This window comes from Streptomyces zhihengii, from assembly GCF_016919245.1.
Classification (GTDB): domain Bacteria; phylum Actinomycetota; class Actinomycetes; order Streptomycetales; family Streptomycetaceae; genus Streptomyces; species Streptomyces zhihengii.
Genome location: NZ_JAFEJA010000002.1, coordinates 347,529 through 369,828, shown reverse-complemented (window position 1 = coordinate 369,828; position 22,300 = coordinate 347,529). Strand labels below are relative to the sequence as shown.

24 protein-coding genes are annotated in these 22,300 nt (G+C 73.4%); 10 read left to right on the top strand and 14 right to left on the bottom strand.

Features of this window, described 5'->3' with window-relative positions:
• Positions 1 to 114: 114 nt before the first annotated feature.
• Positions 115 to 1,341: a cytochrome P450 gene (locus JE024_RS29845; protein WP_205377068.1), complete on the bottom strand. Its 1,227-nt coding sequence runs from the start codon at positions 1,339 to 1,341 to the stop codon at positions 115 to 117.
• A gap of 201 nt (positions 1,342 to 1,542) precedes the next feature.
• Between JE024_RS29845 and JE024_RS29840 the strand changes: the two genes are divergently transcribed.
• Positions 1,543 to 2,073 carry a gamma carbonic anhydrase family protein gene (locus tag JE024_RS29840; RefSeq protein ID WP_205377067.1) on the top strand — a complete coding sequence of 177 codons (531 nt, stop codon included), beginning with the start codon at positions 1,543 to 1,545 and terminating at the stop codon, positions 2,071 to 2,073.
• 22 nt (positions 2,074 to 2,095) lie between these two features.
• Here the strand turns inward: JE024_RS29840 and JE024_RS29835 are convergent, their stop codons facing one another.
• Positions 2,096 to 2,749: a DedA family protein gene (locus JE024_RS29835; protein WP_205377066.1), complete on the bottom strand. Its 654-nt coding sequence runs from the start codon at positions 2,747 to 2,749 to the stop codon at positions 2,096 to 2,098.
• A gap of 152 nt (positions 2,750 to 2,901) precedes the next feature.
• Complete coding sequence (locus JE024_RS29830; protein ID WP_205377065.1) at positions 2,902 to 3,354, bottom strand: DUF4442 domain-containing protein; 453 nt, start codon at positions 3,352 to 3,354, stop codon at positions 2,902 to 2,904.
• Between the two features lie 95 nt (positions 3,355 to 3,449).
• Here JE024_RS29830 and JE024_RS29825 point away from each other — a divergent pair, with 95 nt between their 5' ends.
• Complete coding sequence (locus JE024_RS29825; RefSeq protein WP_205377064.1) at positions 3,450 to 4,526, top strand: DUF8017 domain-containing protein; 1,077 nt, start codon at positions 3,450 to 3,452, stop codon at positions 4,524 to 4,526.
• 59 nt (positions 4,527 to 4,585) lie between these two features.
• Here the strand turns inward: JE024_RS29825 and JE024_RS29820 are convergent, their stop codons facing one another.
• Both JE024_RS29820 and tuf read right to left on the bottom strand, forming a co-directional pair.
• Positions 4,586 to 5,377, bottom strand: coding sequence for a spermidine synthase (locus JE024_RS29820; protein WP_205378424.1), 792 nt, complete (start codon positions 5,375 to 5,377; stop codon positions 4,586 to 4,588).
• Between the two features lie 256 nt (positions 5,378 to 5,633).
• Positions 5,634 to 6,809 (bottom strand): elongation factor Tu, encoded by a 1,176-nt coding sequence (tuf, locus tag JE024_RS29815; protein WP_205377063.1) that lies wholly within the window; start codon positions 6,807 to 6,809, stop codon positions 5,634 to 5,636.
• A 470-nt stretch (positions 6,810 to 7,279) separates the two neighbouring features.
• On the opposite strand from tuf, the gene JE024_RS29810 reads away from it, so the two are divergent.
• The 5 genes from JE024_RS29810 (at position 7,280) to lnt (ending at position 12,356) form a co-directional block, all read left to right on the top strand.
• Positions 7,280 to 7,984, top strand: coding sequence for a TVP38/TMEM64 family protein (locus JE024_RS29810; RefSeq protein WP_205377062.1), 705 nt, complete (start codon positions 7,280 to 7,282; stop codon positions 7,982 to 7,984).
• Positions 7,985 to 8,147: 163 nt separating this feature from the next.
• On the top strand, positions 8,148 to 9,020 hold the full coding sequence (locus JE024_RS29805; protein ID WP_205377061.1) for an undecaprenyl-diphosphate phosphatase: 873 nt from the start codon (positions 8,148 to 8,150) through the stop codon (positions 9,018 to 9,020).
• A gap of 54 nt (positions 9,021 to 9,074) precedes the next feature.
• Entirely contained in the window at positions 9,075 to 9,248 is a 174-nt protein-coding gene (locus tag JE024_RS29800) for a hypothetical protein (RefSeq protein ID WP_205377060.1), read from the top strand.
• Positions 9,249 to 9,312: 64 nt separating this feature from the next.
• Positions 9,313 to 10,494 (top strand): methyltransferase, encoded by a 1,182-nt coding sequence (locus tag JE024_RS29795; RefSeq protein WP_205377059.1) that lies wholly within the window; start codon positions 9,313 to 9,315, stop codon positions 10,492 to 10,494.
• Positions 10,495 to 10,688: 194 nt separating this feature from the next.
• Positions 10,689 to 12,356, top strand: coding sequence for an apolipoprotein N-acyltransferase (lnt, locus tag JE024_RS29790; protein ID WP_205378423.1), 1,668 nt, complete (start codon positions 10,689 to 10,691; stop codon positions 12,354 to 12,356).
• On the opposite strand, the gene JE024_RS29785 is transcribed toward lnt, so the two are convergent.
• Positions 12,277 to 13,185, bottom strand: coding sequence for a Gfo/Idh/MocA family protein (locus JE024_RS29785; protein WP_205377058.1), 909 nt, complete (start codon positions 13,183 to 13,185; stop codon positions 12,277 to 12,279). The two genes, lnt and JE024_RS29785, sit on opposite strands and share 80 nt — an antisense overlap.
• Positions 13,186 to 13,332: 147 nt before the next feature.
• A complete protein-coding gene (locus tag JE024_RS29780) occupies positions 13,333 to 14,562 on the bottom strand; it encodes an FAD-dependent monooxygenase (RefSeq protein ID WP_205377057.1) in 1,230 nt (409 codons plus the stop codon).
• 82 nt (positions 14,563 to 14,644) lie between these two features.
• On the opposite strand from JE024_RS29780, the gene JE024_RS29775 reads away from it, so the two are divergent.
• The 3 genes from JE024_RS29775 to JE024_RS29765 all read left to right on the top strand — a co-directional run bounded on the left by JE024_RS29775 (position 14,645) and on the right by JE024_RS29765 (position 16,150).
• Positions 14,645 to 15,259 carry a TetR/AcrR family transcriptional regulator gene (locus JE024_RS29775; RefSeq protein ID WP_205377056.1) on the top strand — a complete coding sequence of 205 codons (615 nt, stop codon included), beginning with the start codon at positions 14,645 to 14,647 and terminating at the stop codon, positions 15,257 to 15,259.
• A 32-nt stretch (positions 15,260 to 15,291) separates the two neighbouring features.
• Positions 15,292 to 15,813 carry a DinB family protein gene (locus JE024_RS29770; protein WP_372449884.1) on the top strand — a complete coding sequence of 174 codons (522 nt, stop codon included), beginning with the start codon at positions 15,292 to 15,294 and terminating at the stop codon, positions 15,811 to 15,813.
• Between the two features lie 100 nt (positions 15,814 to 15,913).
• Entirely contained in the window at positions 15,914 to 16,150 is a 237-nt protein-coding gene (locus tag JE024_RS29765; RefSeq protein ID WP_205377054.1) for a hypothetical protein, read from the top strand.
• A gap of 63 nt (positions 16,151 to 16,213) precedes the next feature.
• Here the strand turns inward: JE024_RS29765 and JE024_RS29760 are convergent, their stop codons facing one another.
• The 7 genes from JE024_RS29760 to JE024_RS29730 all read right to left on the bottom strand — a co-directional run bounded on the left by JE024_RS29760 (position 16,214) and on the right by JE024_RS29730 (position 22,241).
• On the bottom strand, positions 16,214 to 16,663 hold the full coding sequence (locus JE024_RS29760) for a hypothetical protein (protein WP_205377053.1): 450 nt from the start codon (positions 16,661 to 16,663) through the stop codon (positions 16,214 to 16,216).
• Positions 16,664 to 16,791: 128 nt separating this feature from the next.
• Positions 16,792 to 17,475, bottom strand: coding sequence for a uracil-DNA glycosylase (locus JE024_RS29755; protein ID WP_205377052.1), 684 nt, complete (start codon positions 17,473 to 17,475; stop codon positions 16,792 to 16,794).
• Between the two features lie 82 nt (positions 17,476 to 17,557).
• A complete protein-coding gene (locus tag JE024_RS29750) occupies positions 17,558 to 19,138 on the bottom strand; it encodes an ABC transporter substrate-binding protein (RefSeq protein ID WP_205377051.1) in 1,581 nt (526 codons plus the stop codon).
• A gap of 132 nt (positions 19,139 to 19,270) precedes the next feature.
• Positions 19,271 to 20,032: an SDR family oxidoreductase gene (locus JE024_RS29745; protein WP_205377050.1), complete on the bottom strand. Its 762-nt coding sequence runs from the start codon at positions 20,030 to 20,032 to the stop codon at positions 19,271 to 19,273.
• Between the two features lie 16 nt (positions 20,033 to 20,048).
• Positions 20,049 to 20,810 carry a 3-oxoacyl-ACP reductase FabG gene (fabG, locus tag JE024_RS29740; protein ID WP_205377049.1) on the bottom strand — a complete coding sequence of 254 codons (762 nt, stop codon included), beginning with the start codon at positions 20,808 to 20,810 and terminating at the stop codon, positions 20,049 to 20,051.
• Positions 20,811 to 21,000: 190 nt separating this feature from the next.
• On the bottom strand, positions 21,001 to 21,384 hold the full coding sequence (locus tag JE024_RS29735; RefSeq protein ID WP_205377048.1) for a DUF3037 domain-containing protein: 384 nt from the start codon (positions 21,382 to 21,384) through the stop codon (positions 21,001 to 21,003).
• Positions 21,381 to 22,241 (bottom strand): HipA family kinase, encoded by an 861-nt coding sequence (locus tag JE024_RS29730; RefSeq protein WP_205377047.1) that lies wholly within the window; start codon positions 22,239 to 22,241, stop codon positions 21,381 to 21,383. The genes JE024_RS29735 and JE024_RS29730 overlap by 4 nt, the downstream gene beginning before the upstream one ends.
• Positions 22,242 to 22,300: the final 59 nt, after the last annotated feature.

Sequence of the window (22,300 nt, the reverse complement as noted above, 5' to 3'; positions counted from 1 at the left end):
GTGAACCCCGGTGCGTTTCAGCCCCGTCGTCCGACCCCGGTGCGGTTGACCCGCCCTCCGGTGGACCCCGGTGCCGCTCAGCCCGTCGTCCAGTGAACCCCGGTGCGGGGGCCCTCAGCCGGGCACCGGGGTGAAGCGTACGGGCAGGGACTTCGGGCCCCGGGTGAACACCCCCTCCTCGGCCGGCACGAAGCCCTCCGCGAGCCGCAGGTCGGGCATGGCGTCGAGCAGTTGGTTGACGCCGGTGACGACTTCGGCACGGGCGAGCAGCGCGCCGACGCAGAAGTGCCGGCCGAGCGCGAAGGCGAGGTGGTCGGCGGCGGCGGAGAAGGCGGTGGTGGCGGTCAGGTCGTCGCGGAAGATGTCGAAGCGGTCCGGGTCGCGGTAGCGCTCCGCGTCGCGGTTGGCGGCGCCGATGAGGCAGGTGACCGTGGCGCCGGCCGGTATGGTGCCGCCGCTGACGGTGACCTCGGTGGCCGTCTGCCGCATGATCATGTGCACGGGCGGGGTGTAGCGCAGGGTCTCGGCGAACGCCCGGTCGATGAGCGAGCGGTCCTCGCGGACGGCGGCGAGCTGGCCGGGGTGGGCGAGGAGGTTGGCGAAGATGCCGGCGATGGCCTTGTCGGTGGTCTCGCCCCCGGCGGCGAGCAGCAGGCTGCAGAACGCCTTGATGTCCTCGTCGCTCATGCGCACCCCGTCGACCTCCGCGGTGCACAGCGCGGACAGCAGGTCGTCGCCCGGGTGCCGGCGCCGCTCCTGGATGATGGGGAACATGTAGTCGGCGAACTCGGTCCGGGTGCGCAGCCCGGCGGCGGTGACGTCCGGGTCGCCCGCGAGGTTGCCGAGGAACGCGACGACGCTGGTGTACCAGCCGTGGAAGCGCTCGTGGTCGGCCTTGTCGAGCCCGAGCATGTCGGCGATGACGTTGACCGGGAAGCGGGTGGCGAAGTCGTCCACGAGGTCGGCCTCGCCGGTGCGGCGGAAGGCGTCGATCAGTTCGCGCGCGTTGCGCTCGATGACCGGCAGGAACTTGTCCCGCAGCTCGTTGCCCCGGAAGGCCGGGGCGACCAGGGCGCGGCGCACCGCGTGCTCCCGGCCGCTGAGCTGGAGGAAGGTGTGGCCGTGGACGGGTTCGAGCTGCCAGTCGTAGTTCTCGGTGGTGAACACCGATTCCTTGTCCTTGAAGGCCCGCTCGACGTCCGCGTAGCGGGAGATGATCCAGCTGCTGGTCGGCTCGTGGTGGATGAGCGGCGCGGCCTCGCGCATCAGGCGGTAGGCCGCGTACGGGTCGGCCTCGAACTGGGGAGACAGTATGTCGGGGATCTGCTGTGCGGTTGCCATGGCACTCCCTCGATCGTCAACAGGCTTTGCCCACAAGCGTATTGACCGGGAGGCCGGTCAGACAGACGGCGTGCGCCACCGGTCCGGGTGCCCCGGCCCGCGGCGGCGGAGCCCGGTCGCCTACGGTGCGGTCAGGCGCGCGCCCCGCGGGCACGCCGCCTATCGGCCTATCGGCACATCGGCACACCGAGGAGAGACGTCATGACGGATGGGGCACTGATCGCGGGCGTGGGCGGCAGGGAGCCGAAGGTCGACCCGGACGCCTTCACCGCACCGACGTCCGTGGTGCTGGGGGACGTGACCCTCGCCGCCGGCGCGAGCGTCTGGTACCAGAGCGTGCTGCGGGGCGACGGCGGCCCCATCACGATCGGGCCGGACAGCAACATCCAGGACAACTGCACGGTCCATGTGGACCCCGGCTTCCCCGTCACCGTCGGCGCGCGGGTCTCGGTGGGGCACAACGCGGTGCTGCACGGCTGCACGGTCGAGGACGACGTGCTGGTCGGCATGGGCGCGACGGTGCTGAACGGCGCGCACATCGGGGCCGGTTCGCTGGTGGCGGCGCAGGCCCTGGTGCCGCAGGGGATGCGGGTGCCGCCCGGATCGCTGGTGGCTGGCGTGCCGGCGAAGGTCCGCAGGGAGCTGACGGAGGAGGAGCGCGAGGGCGTCCGGCTGAACGCGGCGGTCTACGTCGACCTGGCCCAGCAGCACCGGGCGGCCCACGGCGGCTGACCGGCGCCGCGGGGCGCCGGGTTCAGTCGGCGACGGCCGCCGCCGGCAGGGCGGCGTCCCGCTCCGCCTCGGCGGCCGCCTTCTTCGCCCGGTTCCTGAGGACCAGCATCGAGGTGACGCCGATGAGCACGGCGAGCAGCAGCCCGACCCAGGAGAACCGCTTGAGCCACGCCTCGGCGACCACGCCGACCGAGTAGACGACCGCCGTGGTGCCGCCGGCCCAGAGGATGCCGCCGAGGACGTTGGCGACGAGGAACTTCCAGTAGGGCATGCGCAGCACACCGGCGAGCGGTCCGGCGAAGATCCGGAGCAGGGCGACGAAGCGGCCGAAGAAGACGGCCCACATGCCCCACTTCTGGAAGGAGCGCTCGGCCATCGCGATCTGCGGGGGGCCGAAGTGGCGGGGGAACCTGCCGCCGAGCCAGGCGAGGAGCGGCCTGCCGCCCCGGCGTCCGATCGCGTAGCCGATGGAGTCGCCGATGATCGCGCCGGCCGTGGCGCAGGCGCCGAGGACGTACGGGTCGATCTCGCCGTGCTGCGACGCCAGCAGCGCCGAGCTGACGAGCACGATCTCCCCGGGCAGGGGGATGCCGAGGCTTTCGAGGCCGATGACCACCCCCACCAGGAGGTAGATGCTGACCGCGGGGATGGTCTCGAGCCACTCCTGGACGTGCAACGCCGTTCCTTCCGTGCAGCCCCGCGGCCCCTCGGTCGGGCGCGGGTGGCGCGGCCCGGCGTTCCGCCGGCGCACGCCGGGGCAGCCTACCCGCTCCACACGGCGGGGCCGCCCCGTGAGCACGGGGCGGCCCCCCGGGCGACGGCGGCGGGTCAGCCGTTGGGGCGCAGGGTCCAGACGATGTCCATCTCCCCGGTGACGGCGCCGTCCTCGCGGGTGATGGCGACGTGCACGGGGAACTCCGGGCGGGTGCCCGCGTCGAGTTCGGCGACGACGTCGGCGGCCGGGCGGCCGAGGGTGGCCGTGGCGGTGACCGCGCCGCGGGCGATCTTCTTGAAGGCGATGCCGGCGGTGACCGGCAGCGGGACGGCACGGGAGAGCTGGTCGCCGAAGGCGGCCAGGACGATGGCGCCGCTCGCGGACTCGGCCAGCGTGAACATCGCGCCGGCGTGCGGGCCGCCGACGTGGTTGTGGTACTCGGCCTGGTCCGGGAGGCTCAGCACCGCCCGCTCCGGGGTGGTCTCCAGGTACTGGAGGTTCAGGGTCCGCACCATGGGCACCGTGGCGGCGAGCAGTTCGCCGAGCGACGTGTCTTCTGCACTCATGAGCGCATGTTACTCACGAGTATTCGATGGTGGCCACACCCTTCCCCGGGGCCGGGCGTGGAACTGGCGACGCCCTCCCTCTATGGTTACTGGCCATGTGGCCAGGACAGCAGCCGCCCGGGGGCGAGCAGAACCCGCAGGACCAGAACCAGTACCAGCAGCCGAATCCGTATCAGCAGCCGGGCAACCAGCAGCCGAATCCGTATCAGCAGCCGGGACACCAGCAGGGCGGCTACCAGCAGCCTGGGTACCAGCAGCCCAACCCGTACCAGCAGCCGACGATGCCGCAGTACGCGGTGCCCGGCCAGATGCCCGGCGCTCCGCAGCCGTCGCCGGACGACAAGAAGAAGACCACGATCGTGGCGATCGTGGCCGCGACGGCCGTCGTCGTGGCCGCCGCGGTCACCGGCTTCGTGGTGCTGAGGGACGACGACGGCGGCACCTCCGACAAGGGCGGCGGCGCCGCGGCGTCCCAGTCGCCGTCGAAGGACGCCTCCGAGGGCGCGTCCCCCGACACCGGCTCCGGCGCTCCGGGCGAGAACCCGCGCGCGGGCACGGACGCCAAGCCCACCATCGAGGGCTGGAAGGTCGTCACCAACCCCAAGCACGGCACCCAGTTCGACGTCCCGGCCGACTGGGAGGTCGCCAGCAGCGGCATGGCCTCCGGCTTCGAGGACGAGAAGAAGGGCGACGGCTCCCCCGCCGTCATGATGAGCGCTCCCGCCCACCTCAAGAGCAAGTGGTGCGAGTTCGACTCGGACAAGGACGGCAGCAACGAGACCTACGGGCTCGCCAGCGCCGGCACCAAGGGCGGCAAGGGCGCGAAGAGCACCTCCGAGGCCGCCTACAACGAGGCGGGCAACTGGGTCTGGGCGGGCTACGCGCAGACCGAGCCGGCCGGCACGGTCAAGATCACCAAGGCCGAGGACTACACCACGGCCTCCGGTCTGAAGGGCAGCGTCTCGACCGCGACCGCCCCCGGGGTGAAGAAGGACAACAAGTGCGAGACGGACGGCAAGTCCATCGCCTTCTCCTTCAAGGACCCCAAGGGCGACTTCAAGAGCTGGGTCCTCTACGCCAACACCGGCGTCAAGGACGAGCTCGACGACGCCACCATCCAGAAGATCCTGAGCACCGTCCGCCTCGCGAACGGCTCGGCGTCCGCTTCCTGACGCCGCTCTCCGGCCGGCCCCGTCCCTCTCCGGGGGCGGGGCCGGCTGCGTGCGGGCGCTCAGCCCACGCCGAAGGCGCCGTCCGGCGGCGGGGGCGAGGCCACCGCCTCCGCGTCCCGCACGGGCCGCGCGTCGCCGATCAGCCGGGCCAGCGACCGCCCGTGCTCGACCCTCGCGGGGAAGGCGTCGGCCGCGGTGCGGCGGGCGAGCGACGCCGTGTCGACGGGCACCCGCGACGCCACGAGCACCGCGTTGCCGAACCGCCTGCCGCGCAGTACGGCCGGCTCGGCGATCAGCGCCAGCTCCCCGAAGACGGCGGCGAAGTTCGCGAGCTGTGACCGGAGGAAGCCGAACGGCGCGCCGTCGGCGAGATTGGCCGCGTAGAGGCCGCCGGGCCGCAGCACCCGCGCCGCCGCCCGCGCGAACTCCAGCGAGGTCACCTGCGCGGGCACCCGCGAGCCGCCGAAGACGTCGGCGACGATCACGTCGGCGCCGTCCTCGGGCGCGTTCTCCAGCTCGGCCCGGGCGTCGGCCGTGCGCACGGTGACGTCGGTCCCCGGTGCGAGCGGCAGCAGTCCGGCGACGAGCGCCGAGAGCGGTCCGTCCGCCTCGGCCACCGTCTGCCGGGATCCGGGACGGGTCGCCCCGATCCAGCGCGGCAGGGTGAGCGCCCCGCCGCCGAGGTGGAACACGTCCAGCGGTTCGCCCTCCCCGGCCGCGCAGTCGACGGCGTGGGCGAGCCGGCGGACGTACTCGAACTCCAGGTGCAGGGGGTCGTCGAGGTCCACGTACGACTGCGGCGAGCCGTCCACGGTCAGCAGCCAGGCCCGGGGCCGGTCGACGTCGGGCATCAGCTTCGCGACCCCGCCGTCGACCGTGCGCGTCACCGGGACGCGGTCGTCGTCCTCACCGGCAGCTTCCGGAACGTCGGCGTCGGCGTCGGCGTCGGCGGGAGCTTCGGCTTCGTCGCCGGCGGCGGAGAGCGCGTCCGTGGCGGCGTCCGGGCGCGCCGTCTCCGGGACGTGGGGGGTCGGGTCGTTCACCGTGCCATTGTGCCCGGCGCCGCGTGCGCCCCTCCCGGGCGGGAGGGGCGCACGCGGTCACCGGTCACAGGACCTCGGTCACCGTGCCCGCGCCGACGGTCCGGCCGCCCTCGCGGATCGCGAAGCCCAGCCCCGGCTCCAGCGGGACCTCGCGCCCGAGTTCGACGGTCATCGAGACCGTCTCCCCCGGCCGCGCGACCGCCGCGCCGCCGAGGTCGATCCCGCCGACGACGTCCGCCGTGCGGATGTAGAACTGCGGCCGGTAGCCGCCGGAGACCGGGCTGCTCCTGCCGCCCGCGCTCGCCGGGAGCACGTACACCCGCGCGGCGAACCGGGAGCGCGGCACCACACTGCCGGGCGCGGCCACCACGTGCCCGCGGCGGACCGCGTCCCGTGGCACTCCGCGCAGCAGCAGCGCCACGCTGTCGCCGGCCTCCGCCGACTCCATCGGCCTGCCGAACGTCTCCAGGCCGGTGACCACCGTCTCCGTCTCCGCGCCGAGGACCTCGACCCGGTCGCCGACGCGGACCGTGCCGCGCTCCACGGCCCCGGTGACGACGGTCCCCCGGCCGGTGATGGTGAGCACGTTCTCCACCGGGAGCAGGAACGGGGCGTCGGTGTACCGCACGGGCATCGGCACATAGGTGTCCACGGCGTCGAGCAGCGCCTCGACGGCCGCCGTCCACCGCGGGTCCCCCTCCAGCGCCTTCAGCCCGGAGACCCGCACGACGGGCGCCGCGTCGCCGCCGTAGCCGTGCGCGGTGAGCAGGTCGCGGACCTCCAGCTCGACGAGGTCGGTGAGCTCGTCGTCGCCCGCGTCGGCCTTGTTGAGCGCCACGACGATGTGGTCCACGCCCACCTGGCGGGCGAGCAGCACGTGCTCCGAGGTCTGCGGCATGACGCCGTCGAGCGCGGAGACGACCAGGATCGCGCCGTCGAGCTGGGCGGCGCCGGTCACCATGTTCTTCACGTAGTCGGCGTGGCCCGGCATGTCGACATGGGCGTAGTGGCGGGTGTCGGTCTCGTACTCGACGTGGGCGATGTCGATGGTGATGCCGCGCCGGGCCTCCTCGGGGGCGCGGTCGATGCGGTCGAAGGCGACGTAGGAGGTGGTGCCGCCGGAACGCTCGCTGAGCACCTTGGTGATGGCGGCGGTGAGCGTGGTCTTGCCGTGGTCGACGTGCCCCATGGTGCCGATGTTGAGGTGCGGCTTGGTGCGCACGTATGCCGTCTTGGGCATGGCGAAGCTGTCCCTTCCCGGAACATGACCGGAATGTGAGAGATGTGTGCGGGACCCCGGGAGCCTGCCGACCCTCCCCCTGCGGGGTCCGCCGGACTGTCCGGGAAGGGTCAGCTTCGGGCGCCGCCGTGCGGCGCCGCGGCCGTGGTTGCCGTAGCCGTGGTTGCGAGGGCCGCGGTTGCCGTGGCCGTGGCTGCGGTGGCCGGGAACGCGGCAGCCTTCGGCGCGTCCGCGACGGCGGACGGCACTGCGGGGAAGGCGTACCGGGACATGCCGTCGATGATCGTGCACGCCGTACCGGGCCGTCGAATGGTTTTGCGGCGCCGCCGTGCGGGCCGCCCGGGAGGGGGTCCGCACGGCTCCCGGGCGCCCCGCCGTGTGTGCCTGCTGTGCGGGTTCGGGGCCTCTCGGGGGCTGTCCTGTGGCGCACTTGATGTCGAACGGACACCTTTGTCGGTTAGTCTCCCCGGATGTTCGACCTCGCTCCCAGGCCGGCAAACGGCCTCGCCGTCCGCTGCTCCAGGGCGCTGTTCTCGCCCTGGTCGCGGTTGTCCCTGCTGCTGGTCCTGCTGGCGTCGGCCGCGGTGACGGTCCTGCTGTTCGAACCGCAGCGCCTGCTGTCGGCGGGCTGGCCGCCACAGGTGAACGGCTTCTCCGCGGTGGCCCTGTTCGCGGTGGCGTACGGCGTGTGCACCGCCGCCTTCGTGCCGCGGCCGATCCTCAATCTCGCGGCGGGGGCGCTCTTCGGCTCGCAGGCGGGGCTGGCGGCGGCCGTCGCCGGCACGGTGCTCGGGGCGGGGATCGCGTTCGGCCTCGGCCGGCTGCTGGGCCAGGACGCCCTGCGGCCGCTGCTGCGCGGGCGGCTGCTGACGGCGGCCGACGGGCAGCTCAGCCGGCACGGCTTCCGTTCGATGCTCGCCGTCCGGCTCTTCCCCGGGGTGCCCTTCGCCGCCGCCAACTACTGCGCCGCGGTGTCGCGGATGGGCTGGGCGCCGTTCCTGCTGGCGACGGCCGTCGGGTCGGTGCCCAACACGGCCGCGTACGTCGTCGCCGGGAGCAGCGCCGCGACGCCGACGTCGCCGGTGTTCCTCGCCTCGATGGGGTTCATCGTGCTCACGGGGCTGGCCGCGGCAGTCGTCGGCTGGCGCAGGCGCCACCGGCTGCGGTCCGCCTGAGCCGGGCGCCGCGCCGCGCCCCGCGGGCCCGGCCCGCCGGACGGCGCTTCATCTTTTGCCGATACCCTGCGACCCGACGGGCCCGCATGATCGCGGCCCGGACGGGCACGCCGCCACGGCCCGTACCTCGTGACCCTGACCAGCACCGGGATGGCTTCTTTTCATGTCGTGGTTCGAATCATTCGTCCTCGGGCTCGTCCAGGGGCTGACGGAGTTCCTCCCGATCTCCTCCAGTGCGCATCTGCGGCTGACCGCCGCGTTCGCCGGGTGGCACGACCCGGGCGCGGCGTTCACCGCGATCACGCAGATCGGCACCGAGACGGCCGTGCTCATCTACTTCCGCAAGGACATCGCGCGGATCACGACGGCCTGGTTCCGCTCGCTGACCGACAAGGCGATGCGCCAGGACCACGACGCCCAGATGGGCTGGCTGGTCATCATCGGCTCCATTCCGATCGGGGTGCTCGGCATCACCCTCAAGGACCAGATCGAGGGGCCGTTCCGTGATCTGCGGCTGATCGCGACCACCCTGATCGTCATGGGCATCGTGCTCGGCGTCGCCGACCGGCTCGCCGCACGGGACGAGGCCGGCGGCCGGCACCGCGCCGTCCGGGAGCGCAAGTCGCTCAAGGACCTCAGCGTCCGGGACGGCCTGATCTACGGCTTCTGCCAGGCGATGGCCCTGATCCCGGGCGTCTCCCGGTCCGGCGCGACCATCAGCGGCGGTCTGCTGATGGGCTATACCCGCGAGGCGGCGGCGCGTTACTCGTTCCTGCTGGCGATCCCCGCCGTGCTGGCGTCGGGCGCCTACGAGTTGAAGGACGCCGGCGAGGGCCACGTCTCGTGGGGCCCCACCATCTTCGCGACGATCGTGGCGTTCGCCGTGGGCTACGCGGTGATCGCCTGGTTCATGAAATTCATCACTACCAAGAGCTTCATGCCGTTCGTGATCTATCGGATCCTGCTGGGAATCGTGCTGTTCATCCTGGTCGGAACGGGTGTACTGAGCCCGCACGCGGGCGAGTCGGCGCACTGACGCCCCGGTTCGGGCGGGTCACGGGTGTCGGTGGGAGGCCTTAGCCTTGGCTTCATGTCCCCCATTCGCAACGAGCCCGTGTCCCGCCTGACCGCCTCCGAGCTGAACGCCCGGATCCGAGAGCTGTGGTCCGACGGGGCGCTCCCCGACGACCGCCGCCCGGAGTACGAGGCGCTCGTGGTGGAGTGGGCCGCTGCGGCACGCGAGGACGTGGACCGCGCGGCCTGAGCGCCGCCTCCGGAGTGCCTCGGCGCGCGGGGCGTCCCCTGCGCTCGGCTAGCCTGAAGTCACGATGAACGCTCTGACCACGGCATTCGGCGCCTTCGAACTCACCCGCTTCCCCGAGGACCCGCGCGACACGCTGCGCGCCTGGGACGCGGCCGACGAGTACCTGCTGCGGCATCTGCACGGTGCCGGCGACGGCCCGCCCGTACCGCTGACGGGCACGGTCGCCGTGCTCGGCGACCGCTGGGGAGCGCTGGCCACCGCACTCGCGGGCCGGCATCCGGTGGTCCAGATCACCGACTCGTACCTGGGCCGGCAGGCGACCCTCGCCAATCTCGCCCGGGCCGGGGCGGATCCGTCCGCCGTGCGGCTGCTGACGGTCCGGGACACGCCCCCGGAGCGGATCGACGTGCTGCTGGTGCGGGTCCCCAAGAGCCTCGCGCTGCTGGAGGACCAGCTCCACCGCCTCGCCCCGGCCGTCCACGCGGGCACGGTCGTGGTGGGCACCGGCATGGTCAGCGAGATCCACACCTCGACTCTGCGGCTCTTCGAGCGCCTCATCGGTCCGACGAGGACCTCGCTCGCGGCGAAGAAGGCCCGGCTGATCTTCTGCACCCCGGACCCCTCGGCGGCGCGGGTGCCCAGCCCCTGGCCGCTGCGGTACGCGCTCCCGGAGGGCATCGGCGCGGCGTCGGGCCGCACCGTCACCAACCACGCGGGCATCTTCTGCGCGGACCGCCTCGACATCGGCACGCGCTTCTTCCTGAGCCGTCTCCCCGTGCGGCGGGGCCCCGACGACGTGGTCGACCTCGGCTGCGGCAACGGTGTGGTGGGCACGGCGGCCGCGCTGGCCAACCCGCGGGCTCATGTCACCTTCACCGACGAGTCCTACGCGGCCGTGGCGTCCGCCGAGGCCACCTTCCGCGACAACGTGCCCGGCGGGCGGGCGGAGTTCCTGGCCGGCGACGGACTGGCCGCGCTCCCGGACTCCTCCGCCGACCTGGTCCTCACCAACCCGCCGTTCCACTCGCACCGCGCCACCACCGACACCACCGCCCGGCGGATGTTCGCCGACGCGCGGCGGGTGCTGCGGCCCGGCGGGGAGCTGTGGGTCGTCGGCAACCGCCATCTCGGCTACCACGTCCGGCTGCGGCGCCTCTTCGGCGCCTGCGAGGTGGTGGCCTCCGACCCGAAGTTCGTGATCCTGCGGGCCGTCAGGGGCGGCGACGCGGGGCCGCCGCGCGGCTGAGACCGCGCGCGATCCGTCCGGCCCGGGGTGATCGCCGGCCCGCCGTGGCGCTGCCCGCGGGCCGGCCCCTTACGCCCCTGCCCCTCCGGCACCGGGACCACGCCCGGCGCCGCGCCACACCGCCCGCGGGCCCGCCCCTCGCGCCCCTCGGGACGCTCGTGGCGCTCTGTCCCCTCCGGCCCCCGTACCCCACACTGAGGGGGAAGGAGGCGCGGAATGCGGATTCCGGTGGGACTGCGTGCGGAGGGTGCGCCGGCGGAGCGGCGACCGCCCGGCGAGCCGGCGGGCCGGGGCCCGCGGCCTGGTCGCCGCGGCGGCGCGGGGCCGCCGCGCTGGGCGCCGGGGCGCTGCCCGCGCTCGCGTTCCCCGAGCCGTCCCTGTGGTGGTTCGCCTGGGCCGCGCTCGTCCCCTGGATGCTGCTGCTGCGCAGCGCGCCGACGGGCCGGCGGGCGATGGTCGAGGGGTGGCTCGGCGGGATCGGGTTCATGGTCGCGGTGCACCACTGGCTGCTGCCGAGTCTGCATGTCTTCCTCGCGGTGATCGCCGCGCTGCTCGGGCTGCTGTGGGCGCCGTGGGGCCGTCTGGTGCGGCACATGACGGCCGGCGCCCCGTCCGGTGGGCGCGCCCTGGCGGCGCTGGTGGTCGTGCCGTCGGGCTGGCTGATGATCGAGCTGGTGCGGTCCTGGGAAGGGCTCGGCGGGCCCTGGGGTCTGCTGGGCGCCTCCCAGTGGGAGGTGACGCCCGCCCTGCGGCTCGCCTCGGTGGGCGGCGTGTGGCTGGTGAGCCTGCTCGTGGTCGCGGTGAACACCGCGCTCGCGCTGCTGGTGGCGGTGCGCGCGGCGCGCCGGGCGGCCCTGGCGGGCGTGCTGGTGTGCGCCGTGGCGGCGGCCTGCGCGTGGGCGTGGGCGCCGCAGCCGCGTGAGTCGGGGCGGCTGCGGATCGCGCTGGTGCAGCCGGGTGTGCTGGGCGGCGCCGACGGCGCGGAGCGCCGCTTCGACCGGGGCGAGGAGCTGACCCGAGAGCTGGCGGGCCGCGGGGCGCCGCCGGATCTGGTGGTCTGGGGCGAGAGCAGTGTCGGCGCCGATCTGGGCCTGCGCCCCGACCTCGCGGACCGTCTCGGGGCGCTGGCGCGCGGGACCGGGGCCCCGGTCCTGGTGAACGTGGACGCCCGCAGCGGCGGGGCGTCGGGTCCCCGGGGCATCTACAAGAGCTCGGTGCTGGTGGGACCGGACGGCCCCACGGGCGACCGCTACGACAAGATGCGCCTGGTGCCCTTCGGCGAGTACGTGCCCGCCCGCTCGCTGCTGGGCTGGGCGACGTCCGTCGGCCGGGCGGCCGGTGAGGACCGGCTGCGCGGCACGGCTCCGGTGGTCATGACCCTGCCCGGCGGGGAGCGGATCGGCCCGCTGGTGTGCTTCGAGTCGGCGTTTCCCGACATGAGCCGGCATCTGGTGCGCGAGGGGGCCGGGCTCCTGGTGGCGCAGTCGGCGACGTCCTCGTTCCAGGACAGCTGGGCGCCGGAGCAGCACGCCTCGCTGGCGGCGCTGCGGGCCGCCGAGTCGGGCCGCCCGATGGTGCACGCGACGCTGACCGGGGTGAGCGCCGTGTACGGGGCGCACGGGCAGCGGATCGGCGCCCCGCTCGGCACGGACACCAGCGCGGCGGCGGTGTACGACGTCCCGCGGGCCGAGGGCACGACGCTCTACGTGCGCCTCGGCGACTGGCCGGTGTACGGGGCGCTCGGTGTGCTGGCGGTCTTCGCCGCGGCCGGCGCCGTGCGCCTCATCCGCCGGCCTGCTCCAGGGCCCGCAGGACGATCCGCTCGCACAGCTCGTGCGTCCGCAGGGCGTCCTGGGCGCTGAGGGTCCGGCCGTCGCGGACGGCGTCGAGGAAGGCGTGCACGACCTGCTCGATGCCCCGCTGGCGCGCCACGGGCACCCAGTCGCCGCGGCGGCGCACGCTCGGCTGCCCCTTGTGGTCCACGATCTCGGCGAGGTTGCGCACCTCGCGCTTGGCGTCCTGGCCGGAGACCTCCAGGATCTCCTCGGTGGAGCCGCTCATCCGGTTCATGGTGCCGATGGCGGTGAAGCCGTCGCCGGAGAGCTGGAGGACGACGTGGTGCATCAGCCCGTCGGTGATCCTGGCCCGCACGTCGGTGTGCTCGACGGGACCGGGGGCGAGGAACCGCAGGGTGTCGACGACATGGATGAAGTCGTCGAGGACGAGGGTGCGCGGGTCCTCGGGGAGGCCGACCCGGTTCTTCTGCATCAGGATCAGGTCGCGGGGGTGCTCCAGGCACTGGGCGTAGCCGGGGGCGAAGCGGCGGTTGAAGCCGACGGCGAGGCTGGTGCCGCGGTCCTCGGCGAGGGCGACGAGGCGCTCGGAGTCGCCGAGTTCGTAGGCGAGCGGCTTGTCGACGTACGTGGCGACGCCCGCTTCGAGGAGGCGGGTGACGATCTCGGCGTGCGCCGCGGTCGAGGCGTGCACGAAGGCGGCGTCGATGCCTTCGGCGAGGAGGCCGTCGAGGTCGGTGTGGCGGCGTCCGGCGGGCACGTGATGGGTGTCGGCCACCCGCGCCAGGGTCGCGGGGGTGCGCGTCTGGAGGTGGAGTTCGACGCCGGGCAGGGCGGTGAGGACGGGGAGGTACGCCTTCTGCGCGATGTCGCCGAGCCCGATGCAGCCGACCTTCACGGGGTCTCCATTCGATGCGTGCCGGCGCCGTGGGCGCGGGCGTCGTCCTGGCCGGCGCCGGGTGCGGTGCCGGCGCCTCGGGTGCCCGGCGCCGCGTCGGCGCCGGGCGGCGGCGGGGGCGGGCCCCGCACCGTGCCGGCCTCGGCGTCAGTGCTGCGCCGGCCGTCCGTCGTGCACGCCGTGTGCCCCGGAAGCATACGTGCGCTGCGGCGGGCGCCAGTCGGCGATGCCGTCGAAGGTGCGCAGGACCAGGCCGGGCCCGAGGCGGGAGACGGTGGCCATGAGGGCGTCGCGGACGGCGACCGCGGGCGCGCCGCGCAGCGCCATCATCCGCGCGACCTGAGCGGACTTGCGCACGACGGCGGTGGTGCGCGGCAGCCGGACGGCGCTGTGGGCGGCGAGCCCGGCCCCGAGGTCCCCGCCGGGCGGCGCGTGGTGGGCGAGCACGACCGCGTCCTCGATGGCCTGGTTCCCGCCCTGGCCGAGGGTGGGGGCCATGGCGTGGGCGGCGTCGCCGACGAGGGCGGTGCGGCCGCGGTGGTGGGCGGGCAGCGGGTCGATCATGTGGTGGACGTCGTTGCGGAGCACCGTGCCGGGTGAGGCGGCGGCGATGACGGCCGGGACGGGGTCGTGCCAGTGGCCGAAGCGGCCGAGGAGTTCGGCCTGTTCGTCGGCGGCGCGCCCGCCCTCGGGCGCGACGGCGGCGGCGTAGGCGTACACCCGGCCGTCGGCCAGCGGCTGGGTGCCCCACAGGGAGCCGGGGCCCCAGGTCTCGTGCGGTGCGAAGGGGGCCTCGGGGGCGGGGACGACGACGCGCCAGGTGGTGAAGCCGGAGTAGCGGGGGCCGGGGTGGGCGGGGAAGAGCGCGCGGCGGACGCCGGAGTGGATGCCGTCGGCGCCGACGACGAGCTCCGCCTCGATGTCGCCGTCGGGGGTGGTGACGCGGGCGGGGGCGCCGCCGGCCGTGCCCGGGTCGGCGAGCCCGGCCGGGCAGCCGGTGCGGACGGCGCCGTCGGGCAGCCGGGCGGCGAGGCGCTCGACGAGGGTCGAGCGGTGCAGCAGGACGAGGGGGCCGCCGAAGCGTTCGGCCGCGGCGGTGGCGTCGGTGCGGGAGAGCCAGCGCCCGGCGGGGGTGCGCATGCCGCCGGCGCCCTGCCAGGCGGCGAGGGAGCGGATCTCCTCGCCGAGGCCGATGACGTCGAGCGCGCGCTGGGAGTTGGGGGCGAGCGCGATGCCCGCGCCGACGGGCCGCAGGGAGGGCGCCCGCTCCAGGACGGTGACCTCCCAGCCCCGCTGGTGGAGGGCGACCGCCGCGGTGAGTCCGCCGATTCCGCTGCCGACGACGACGGCGCGCGCGGCCGCGCTGGATCCGGACATGGCTGCTCCTCGATGCCGAAACTACACCTGTAGTGACACGGCCACCGTACTACAGGTGTAGTGATCGCGGTAGATTGCCCCCATGGCCGCACGCACCGCCCCCCACCCCTCCGGCGCCGCCCGCACCGAGCTGATCGCCGACACCGCGCTCGCCCTGCTCGCCGAGCGCGGGATGCGGGGGCTGACCCATCGCGCGGTGGACGAGGCGGCCGGTCTGCCCCAGGGGTCCACCTCCAACCACGCCCGCACCCGGCTCGCCCTGCTCCAGGCCGCCGTGCGCCGGCTCGCCGAGCGCGAGGCGGCGGTGCTGACCATCGACGGGATGCCCGCCCCCGCCGGCGGGCGGCCCCCGCTCGTGGAGGCCATGGCGCTCGCCCTCCACCGCTATCTGACCCGGCACCCCGACCTGCTCGTCGCCCGCTACGAGCTGGCCCTGGAGGCCGGCCGCCGGCCGGAGCTGCGCGACTTCTACGACAACACCGGGGCCCGCTTCCGGGAGCCGCTGGTCGCGCTGATGGCGGCGGGCGGCTCGGCGGAGCCCGAACGCCACGCGCTGTCGCTGGTGGCGTGGTGCGAGGGGCTGATGCTCTCCTGCGCCATCGGCTCGTACCACAGCGCCGTCCCCTCGCCGGAGGAACTGCGGACCGGGTTCGACGAGTTGCTGCGGGGGATGCTCGGCACCGGGCGGGCGGAATAACCGCTGGCCACCGGGGGGCCGGGTCGATCAGGATGACGGCCATGACGACCGACAAGCGCACCGAGCCCGAGACCACCGCCGCCGAACGCGAGATGCTGACCGGCTTCCTGGAGTACCACCGGGACACCTTGCTGATGAAGTGCGAGGGGCTCACCGACGCGCAGTTGCGCACCCCGTCGGTGACCCCGTCGACGCTGACCCTGATGGGCCTGGTGCGCCATGTCGCCGACGTGGAGCGCTGGTGGTTCCGCATGGTCATGGCCGGCGAGGAGATCGAGCCCCTCTACTACTCCGACGAGGACCCGGACGGCGACTTCCGCACCACCGGGGAGACCACCTGGGAGGCCACCCTCGCCGACTGGCGGGCGGAGGTCGCCGCCGCCCGCGAGGTGACCGCCGCGCACGGACTCGACGACCTCTCCGTCCGGAAGTCACGCCGGGGCGAGCCGTTCAACCTGCGCTGGATCCTCACCCACATGATCGAGGAGTACGCCCGCCACAACGGCCACGCCGACCTGCTGCGCGAGGCGATCGACGGTGTGACCGGCGAATGAGCCACCCCCGCCGGGTCGGCCGAAAAACGCGTCACCCGTGCGGGCCATTCACGGCCCGTACTCCCCGGCAACCCCCCGCGCGCACAGCAGAGTTGCGCGGGTGCAGCGAACGAAGACGACAGTGGCGCTCCTGATCGGGCTGGCGGCCTGGACGACCACCGGCGGTGTGCCGGTGCCCGCGGCACCGCCGCCGCCCTCCCCCGCCCCGGCACCCGCGGCCACCACGCCCGCGGAGGGGGATCCGCAGCTCCTCCCCGGCCCCGCCCGGGACGCCCTGGAGACCGCGCTGCGCACCGGCGCCCCCCGGGGCACGCACGGAGCGGAGGTACGGCGATGACGGGCACACGTACGGGCACGGGAGCGGTGGGCGCCGCGGCGCCGAAGACGCGGCCGGCGGCGGTCAGGCGGGCCCCAGGGTGTGCGACAGACGGTCGATCGCCGCACGCACCCCGTGGCCGTACCCGTCGTCCGCCAGGGCGCCGCTCGCCGCGCGCGCCCGGGCCAGGTGGTCCCGGGCGGCCGCCGGGCGGCTCAGCCTGACGTAGTCGGCGGCGAGGTTGAGGTGGAGCGCGGGGTAGAACACCCGGACCGCGACCGCCTCGTCGGCGCCGTCCGCGGCGGCCAGGGCGCGCAGGTCCCAGGCGAGTTCGTCGTCGGGGTCGTCCTGGGCGTCGGCCATGTAGTGCGCGAGCGTGCACCGGTCGAGGGCGTCACCGGCGTCGGCGATCTCCGACCAGATCAGCGCGAGGCGGTTCCTCGCCTCCTCCCGGTCCCCGCCGTGCAGCAGCATGACCGCCTGCCCGATGCGGGTCGTCACCGCGTCCTGTGGCGCCTGCTGCTGTTCCGTCACGACGGCCTCCCGCGTCCGCACGGCACCCTGCCGCGGTCCTGACGCTAACCGCCCGTCCGGGCAATCCCGGACAGGCTCGGGCGGTCGGGCCCGAACCTGTCAGCCGGCGGTGTGAACGGGGCGCCGGCTCAGCCGATGTCCGGGATGCGCCAGTCGATCGGCTCGTGGCCCTGTGCCGCGACGGCCTCGTTGATCTGGGTGAACGGACGGGATCCGAAGAACTTCTTCGCCGAGAGCGGCGAGGGGTGGGCGCCCTTGACGACCACATGGCGGCTCTCGTCGATCAGCGGCAGCTTCTTCTGCGCGTAGTTGCCCCAGAGCACGAAGACCGCCGGGTCGGGGCGCGAGGCGACGGCGCGGATCACCGCGTCGGTGACCTTCTCCCAGCCCTTGCCCTTGTGGGAGTTGGCCTCGCCGGCGCGGACCGTGAGCACCGCGTTCAGCAGCAGGACGCCCTGCTCGGCCCAGGGCATCAGATAGCCGTTGTCGGGCACCGGCAGGCCGAGCTCCTCCTGCATCTCCTTGTAGATGTTGCGCAGGGAGGGCGGCGTCTTCACACCGGGGCGGACCGAGAAGCACAGACCGTGGCCCTGGCCCTCACCGTGGTACGGGTCCTGGCCCAGGACGAGGACCTTCACCTTGTCGTACGGGGTGGCGTCGAGCGCGGCGAACACCTCGGAGCGGGGCGGGTAGACCGGCCCGTTCGCCCGCTCCTTCTCGACGAATTCGGTGAGCTCCGCGAAGTACGGCTTCTGGAGCTCCTCGCCGAGGACGCCGCGCCAGGACTCGGGCAGCATGTCGGTGTCGGTCACGTCAACAACCTCCGGTGGACGGGTGGTTCCGGGATCCCGGAACCGGCGTCCCCGAACCTACCCGCCACCACTGACACTCAGGTCACCAGCTCTTCTTGCGGTACAGCTCCCACATCTGCATGACGGTCTGCGGGTCGAGCGCGTTCTCGCCGCCGCCGATCTCCTCGCTGGCCGCCACGTACAGCTTGCCCTGCCACAGGGGCAGCAGCCGCACGTCGTCGACGAGGATCTCCTGCGCCCGCTCGAACTGGCCGGTGACCGCTCCGCGGTCGCTCTCGCGGCGGGACTGCGGCAGGAGCTGCTCGGTGATCTCGGGGCTCTCGTACGGGGTGCCCAGCACGTTCTTGGCGCCCACGAAGGGGGCGATGAAGTTGTCCGGGTCCGGGAAGTCGGGGAACCAGCCGCGGCCGAAGACCGGGTACTCGCCGCCCTGGTAGCCCGCCTGGAACTCGGTCCAGGGCTTGCCCTCCAGGGTGATCCGGAAGAGGCCGGTGTCCTCCAGCTGCCGCTTGATCTCGGCGAACTCGGGGGCGGTCGAGGAGCCGTACCGGTCGGTGGTGTACCAGAACTTCATCGAGACCGGCGCGGTGATGCCGGCGTCCTCGAGGATCTCCTCGGCCTTGGCCGCGTTGGGCTCGCCGAAGCGGTCGTAGAACTCCGTGGTGTGCCCGGCGATGCCCTTGGGGACCATGGAGTACAGCGGCTCGGCGGTGCCGTGGTAGACCTTCTGGACGAGCGCGCCCCGGTCGATGATCTGGGCGACCGCGCGGCGCACGGCGAGCTTGCCGGCCTTCGGGTCCTCGGGGTTGAAGACCAGGTAGCGGATGTCGGCGCCGACGGTCTCGACGAGCTGGAGGTGGGCGACCTCAGGCTTCTTCTCCTGGAGCTCGACGACCTCCTCGGCGGTGAGACCGCGGTTGATCGCGTCGATCGTCCGGTCCTTCAGCGCCTTCATCATCACGTCCGAGTCCTGGAAGTACCGGATCGTGACGGCTTCGTTCCTGACCTTGGCGAAGCCCTTGTACCCCTCGAAACGGGTCAGCTCGGCACTCTTGCCCTTGGTGTACGACTCCAGGGCGTACGGGCCGGAGCCGGTGAGCTTGCCGTCCTTGCGGAGCTCGTCCGCGGGGTACTGCGAGGGCGGCACGATCGACATGGCGGGGGTCGCCAGGATGAACGGGAACGTGGCGTCCGGGGTCTTGAGGCGGAAGGTGACGGTGTCGTCCCCGGAGACGGTGACCCGGTCGAGGGAGCCGAGCAGACCGGTGGGCCCGCTCTCCGCGTCGATGGTGCGGATGCGGTCGATGGAGTGCTTGACGGCGGCGGCGTCGAGGGCCTCGCCGTTGGTGAACTTGAGCCCGGACCGGAGCTTGCACTCGAAGACCTTGTTGGAGGTGTCCGTGAACCGGCACCCCTGGGCCGCGTCCGGCTGCGGGGTGGTCGAACCGGTCGGGAAGCTCACCAGCGTCTGGAAGACGTTGCGGTAGAGCTCCCAGGAGCCGTCCCAGGCCGCGGCGGGATCGAGCGTACTCGGCTCACTGGTCGTACCGACGGCTATCTCCTGCTTGCCGCCGTCGTCCCCGTCGGAGAAGACACCGCATCCCGCCAGCAGAGATATGGACGCTAGGGCTGCAGCGGCCTGCAGACAGGTCCGGTAGAACACGTGCACGCTCCTCGTTCAGCCATGGGTCGGCGAACCATACCGCAGCGCCCCGCCGGGTCCATCTGACAGTCCGGGCGGGGCACTTGGATCATTCAGGAACAGACCGCGCCGAAGCGGTCCGATGCGGTGGCGTCAGTGCACACCCGCGTTGAGGAAGATACCCCCATCGACGACGAGCGTCTGCCCTGTGATCCAGTCGGATTGTGCGGAGGTGAGGAACGCGGCCGCTCCGCCGATGTCCTCGGGCACGCCGAGCCGGCCCAGCGGGTAGGCGGCGGCCGCCTCGGCCTCCCTGCCCTCGTAGAGCGCCTCGGCGAACTTGGTCTTGATCACCGCGGGGGCGATGGCGTTGACCCGCACGATCGGCGCGAACTCGTGCGCGAGCTGGAGGGTCAGGTTGACCATGGCCGCCTTGCTCATGCCGTAGGCGCCGATGAAGGGCGACGCGGAGACGCCGGCGACGGACGCGATGTTCACGATCGCACCGCCGTTGTCCTTCTGCCACGCCTTCCAGGTCTGCTGCGCGAAGCCCAGCGCGGAGATCACATTGGTCTCGTAGACCTTGCGCGCCACGTTCAGGTCGAGCTCGGCCATGGGGCCGAAGACCGGGTTGGTGCCCGCGTTGTTGATCAGGTAGTCCACCCGGCCGAAGGCCTCCATGGTGGCGGCCACGGCGGCCGCCTGGTGGCCCTCGTCGGCCGCCTTGCCGGGCACCGCGATGGCCCGGTCGGCGCCCAGCCGCTCCACCGCCTCCTTCAGCGCGTCCTCACCGCGGCCGGTGATGCACACGCGGTCGCCGCGGGCGACCAGCGCCTCGGCGACGCCGTAGCCGATGCCCCGGCTGCCGCCGGTGATGAGGGCGACCTTGCCGCTGTCCACGATCTCTCCCGTCATGTCCGCCGTCCCCCGTTCAGTTGAGCGGGCCGCCGGCCACGTACATGACCTGGCCCGAGACGAATCCGGCGTCGTCGCCCGCGAAGAAGGCGATCGCATTCGCGACGTCCTCGGGGCGGCCCACGCGCTGGACGGGGATCTGGGTGGCGGCGGCGGCCTGGAAGTCCTCGAAGCCCATGCCGACGCGCTCGGCGGTCTGCGCGGTCATCTCGGTGACGATGAAACCGGGGGCGACGGCGTTCGCGGTGATGCCGAACTTGCCGAGTTCCTTGGCGAGCGTCTTTGTGAAGCCCTGGAGACCTGCCTTGACGGCGGCGTAGTTGGCCTGGCCGCGGTTGCCGAGGGCGGAGGACGAGGAGAGCGAGACGATACGGCCGAATCCGGCGTCGACCATGTGCTTCTGGCAGGCCTTCGCCATCAGGAAGGCGCCCTTGAGGTGCACGTTGACGACGGTGTCCCAGTCGGACTCGCTCATCTTGAAGAGCAGGTTGTCGCGGAGCACGCCGGCGTTGTTCACGAGGACGGTCGGCGCGCCGAGTTCGGCGGCGATCCGCGCCACGGCGGCCTCCACCTGGGCGCTGTCCGAGACGTCGCAGCCGACGGCGATCGCCTTGCCGCCCGCCGCGGTGATCTTCTCGACGGTGTCCTTGCAGGCCGCCTCGTCGAGGTCGAGTACCGCGACCGCGCGTCCCTCGGCCGCGAGCCTGAGTGCGGTGGCGGCGCCAATGCCCCGCGCGGCTCCGGTCACGACAGCCACACGCTGCTCGGTGGTGGACATTCTGGTTCTCCTCGCCCTTGAAGCCCGTCACATCACGACTGCCGGGGTCCGGCGGGCTCTCCGCCACCAGGGCTGAGCAACCGCTTAGTACCTCGACAGGAAGGACGCTAGAAGCCCTGGCACCCGGTGTCAACGGCGACGGGGCGCGGCGTCGCCCACACAGGCTCCGCGCGCCCCGGTCCGGCGGACGTCAGCGCACCAGCAGATCGAGCAGCCGCTCGACCTCCGCCGCCGGGTCCCCGGTGAGCCCGGTGTGCACCGGCCCCGGCTGCACCACCGTCGAACGCGGCGCGATCAGCCAGCGGAAACGCCGCCCGGCGTCGTCCCCGCCGGCCTGGCCCGCGTCGTCGCCGCCCCGGCAGACCCCCTCGACGGCGCCCAGCGCGGCGCGCACGCCGGCGAGGTCGGCGTGCGGGTCGAGCGCCCGGAGCTTGTCCGGGTCGAGGTGGGTGCGGGCGGCGACGAAGGACTTCGCCCGGCAGTACACGACCACGCCCGCGTTGAAGCACTCGCCGCGCTCGACGCGCGGCACCACGCGCAGCAGCGCGTACTCGAATACGTCCCGGTCGTTCACTGCTCGGCGCCCTTCGCGGTCGTCCGCTGCTTCGTCGGGTGGGGCCACGGCTTCCCGTGGCCGGTCAGCCAGCCGGGCGGCTGCGGGGTCCGCGGGGTGCTGGGCGCGTTCAGGGTGATGCGCTCGTGGATGGAGCCGGCCCGCGCGAGCAGTGCCTCGACATAGGCGCGGCGCACGTCGTCGGGCGTCCCGAAGCCCGGCTCGCCGACCAGCCAGTCGTCGGGCACGTCGGCCGCGACGGCGGTGAGCACGTCCTCGGTGACCAGGGGGGCGAGCTCGGCGGCGGCCGCGGCGACGTCGGGGCGGAAGCGGGCCAGCGCGTGGTCGGAGGCGTCGTACGCCTTGGCCGCGGACGCCCGGGCGCCCGGCCAGTTGTGGTGCCAGATCATCGTCGCCCCGTGGTCGATGAGCCACAGGTCCCCGTGCCAGACGAGCATGTTGGGGTTGCGCCAGGACCGGTCGACGTTGTTGATCAGGGCGTCGAACCAGACGACCCGGCCCGCCTCGGCCGGGTCCACCTCGTATGCGAGGGGGTCGAAGCCGAGGGAGCCGGGGAGGAAGTCCATGGCGAGATTGAGCCCGCCGGAGGCCTTCAGCAGCTCCTGCACCTCCTGATCGGGCTCGGACAGCCCGATCACCGGATCCAGCCGGATCGCGGCCAGTTCGGGCACCCGCAGTCCGAGCCGCTGTCCGAGCCGGCCGCAGATCACCTCGGCCACCAGTGTCTTGCGGCCCTGGCCGGCACCGGTGAACTTCATGACGTACGTGCCGAGATCGTCGGCCTCGACGATCCCGGGGAGCGAGCCGCCCTCACGCAGCGGTGTGACGTAACGGGTCGCTGTGACCTCTGTAAGCATTTCGCCAGGCTATACGGCCTCCCCGCCCCGGGATTCCACGGAACGGGGAGGACGGCCGG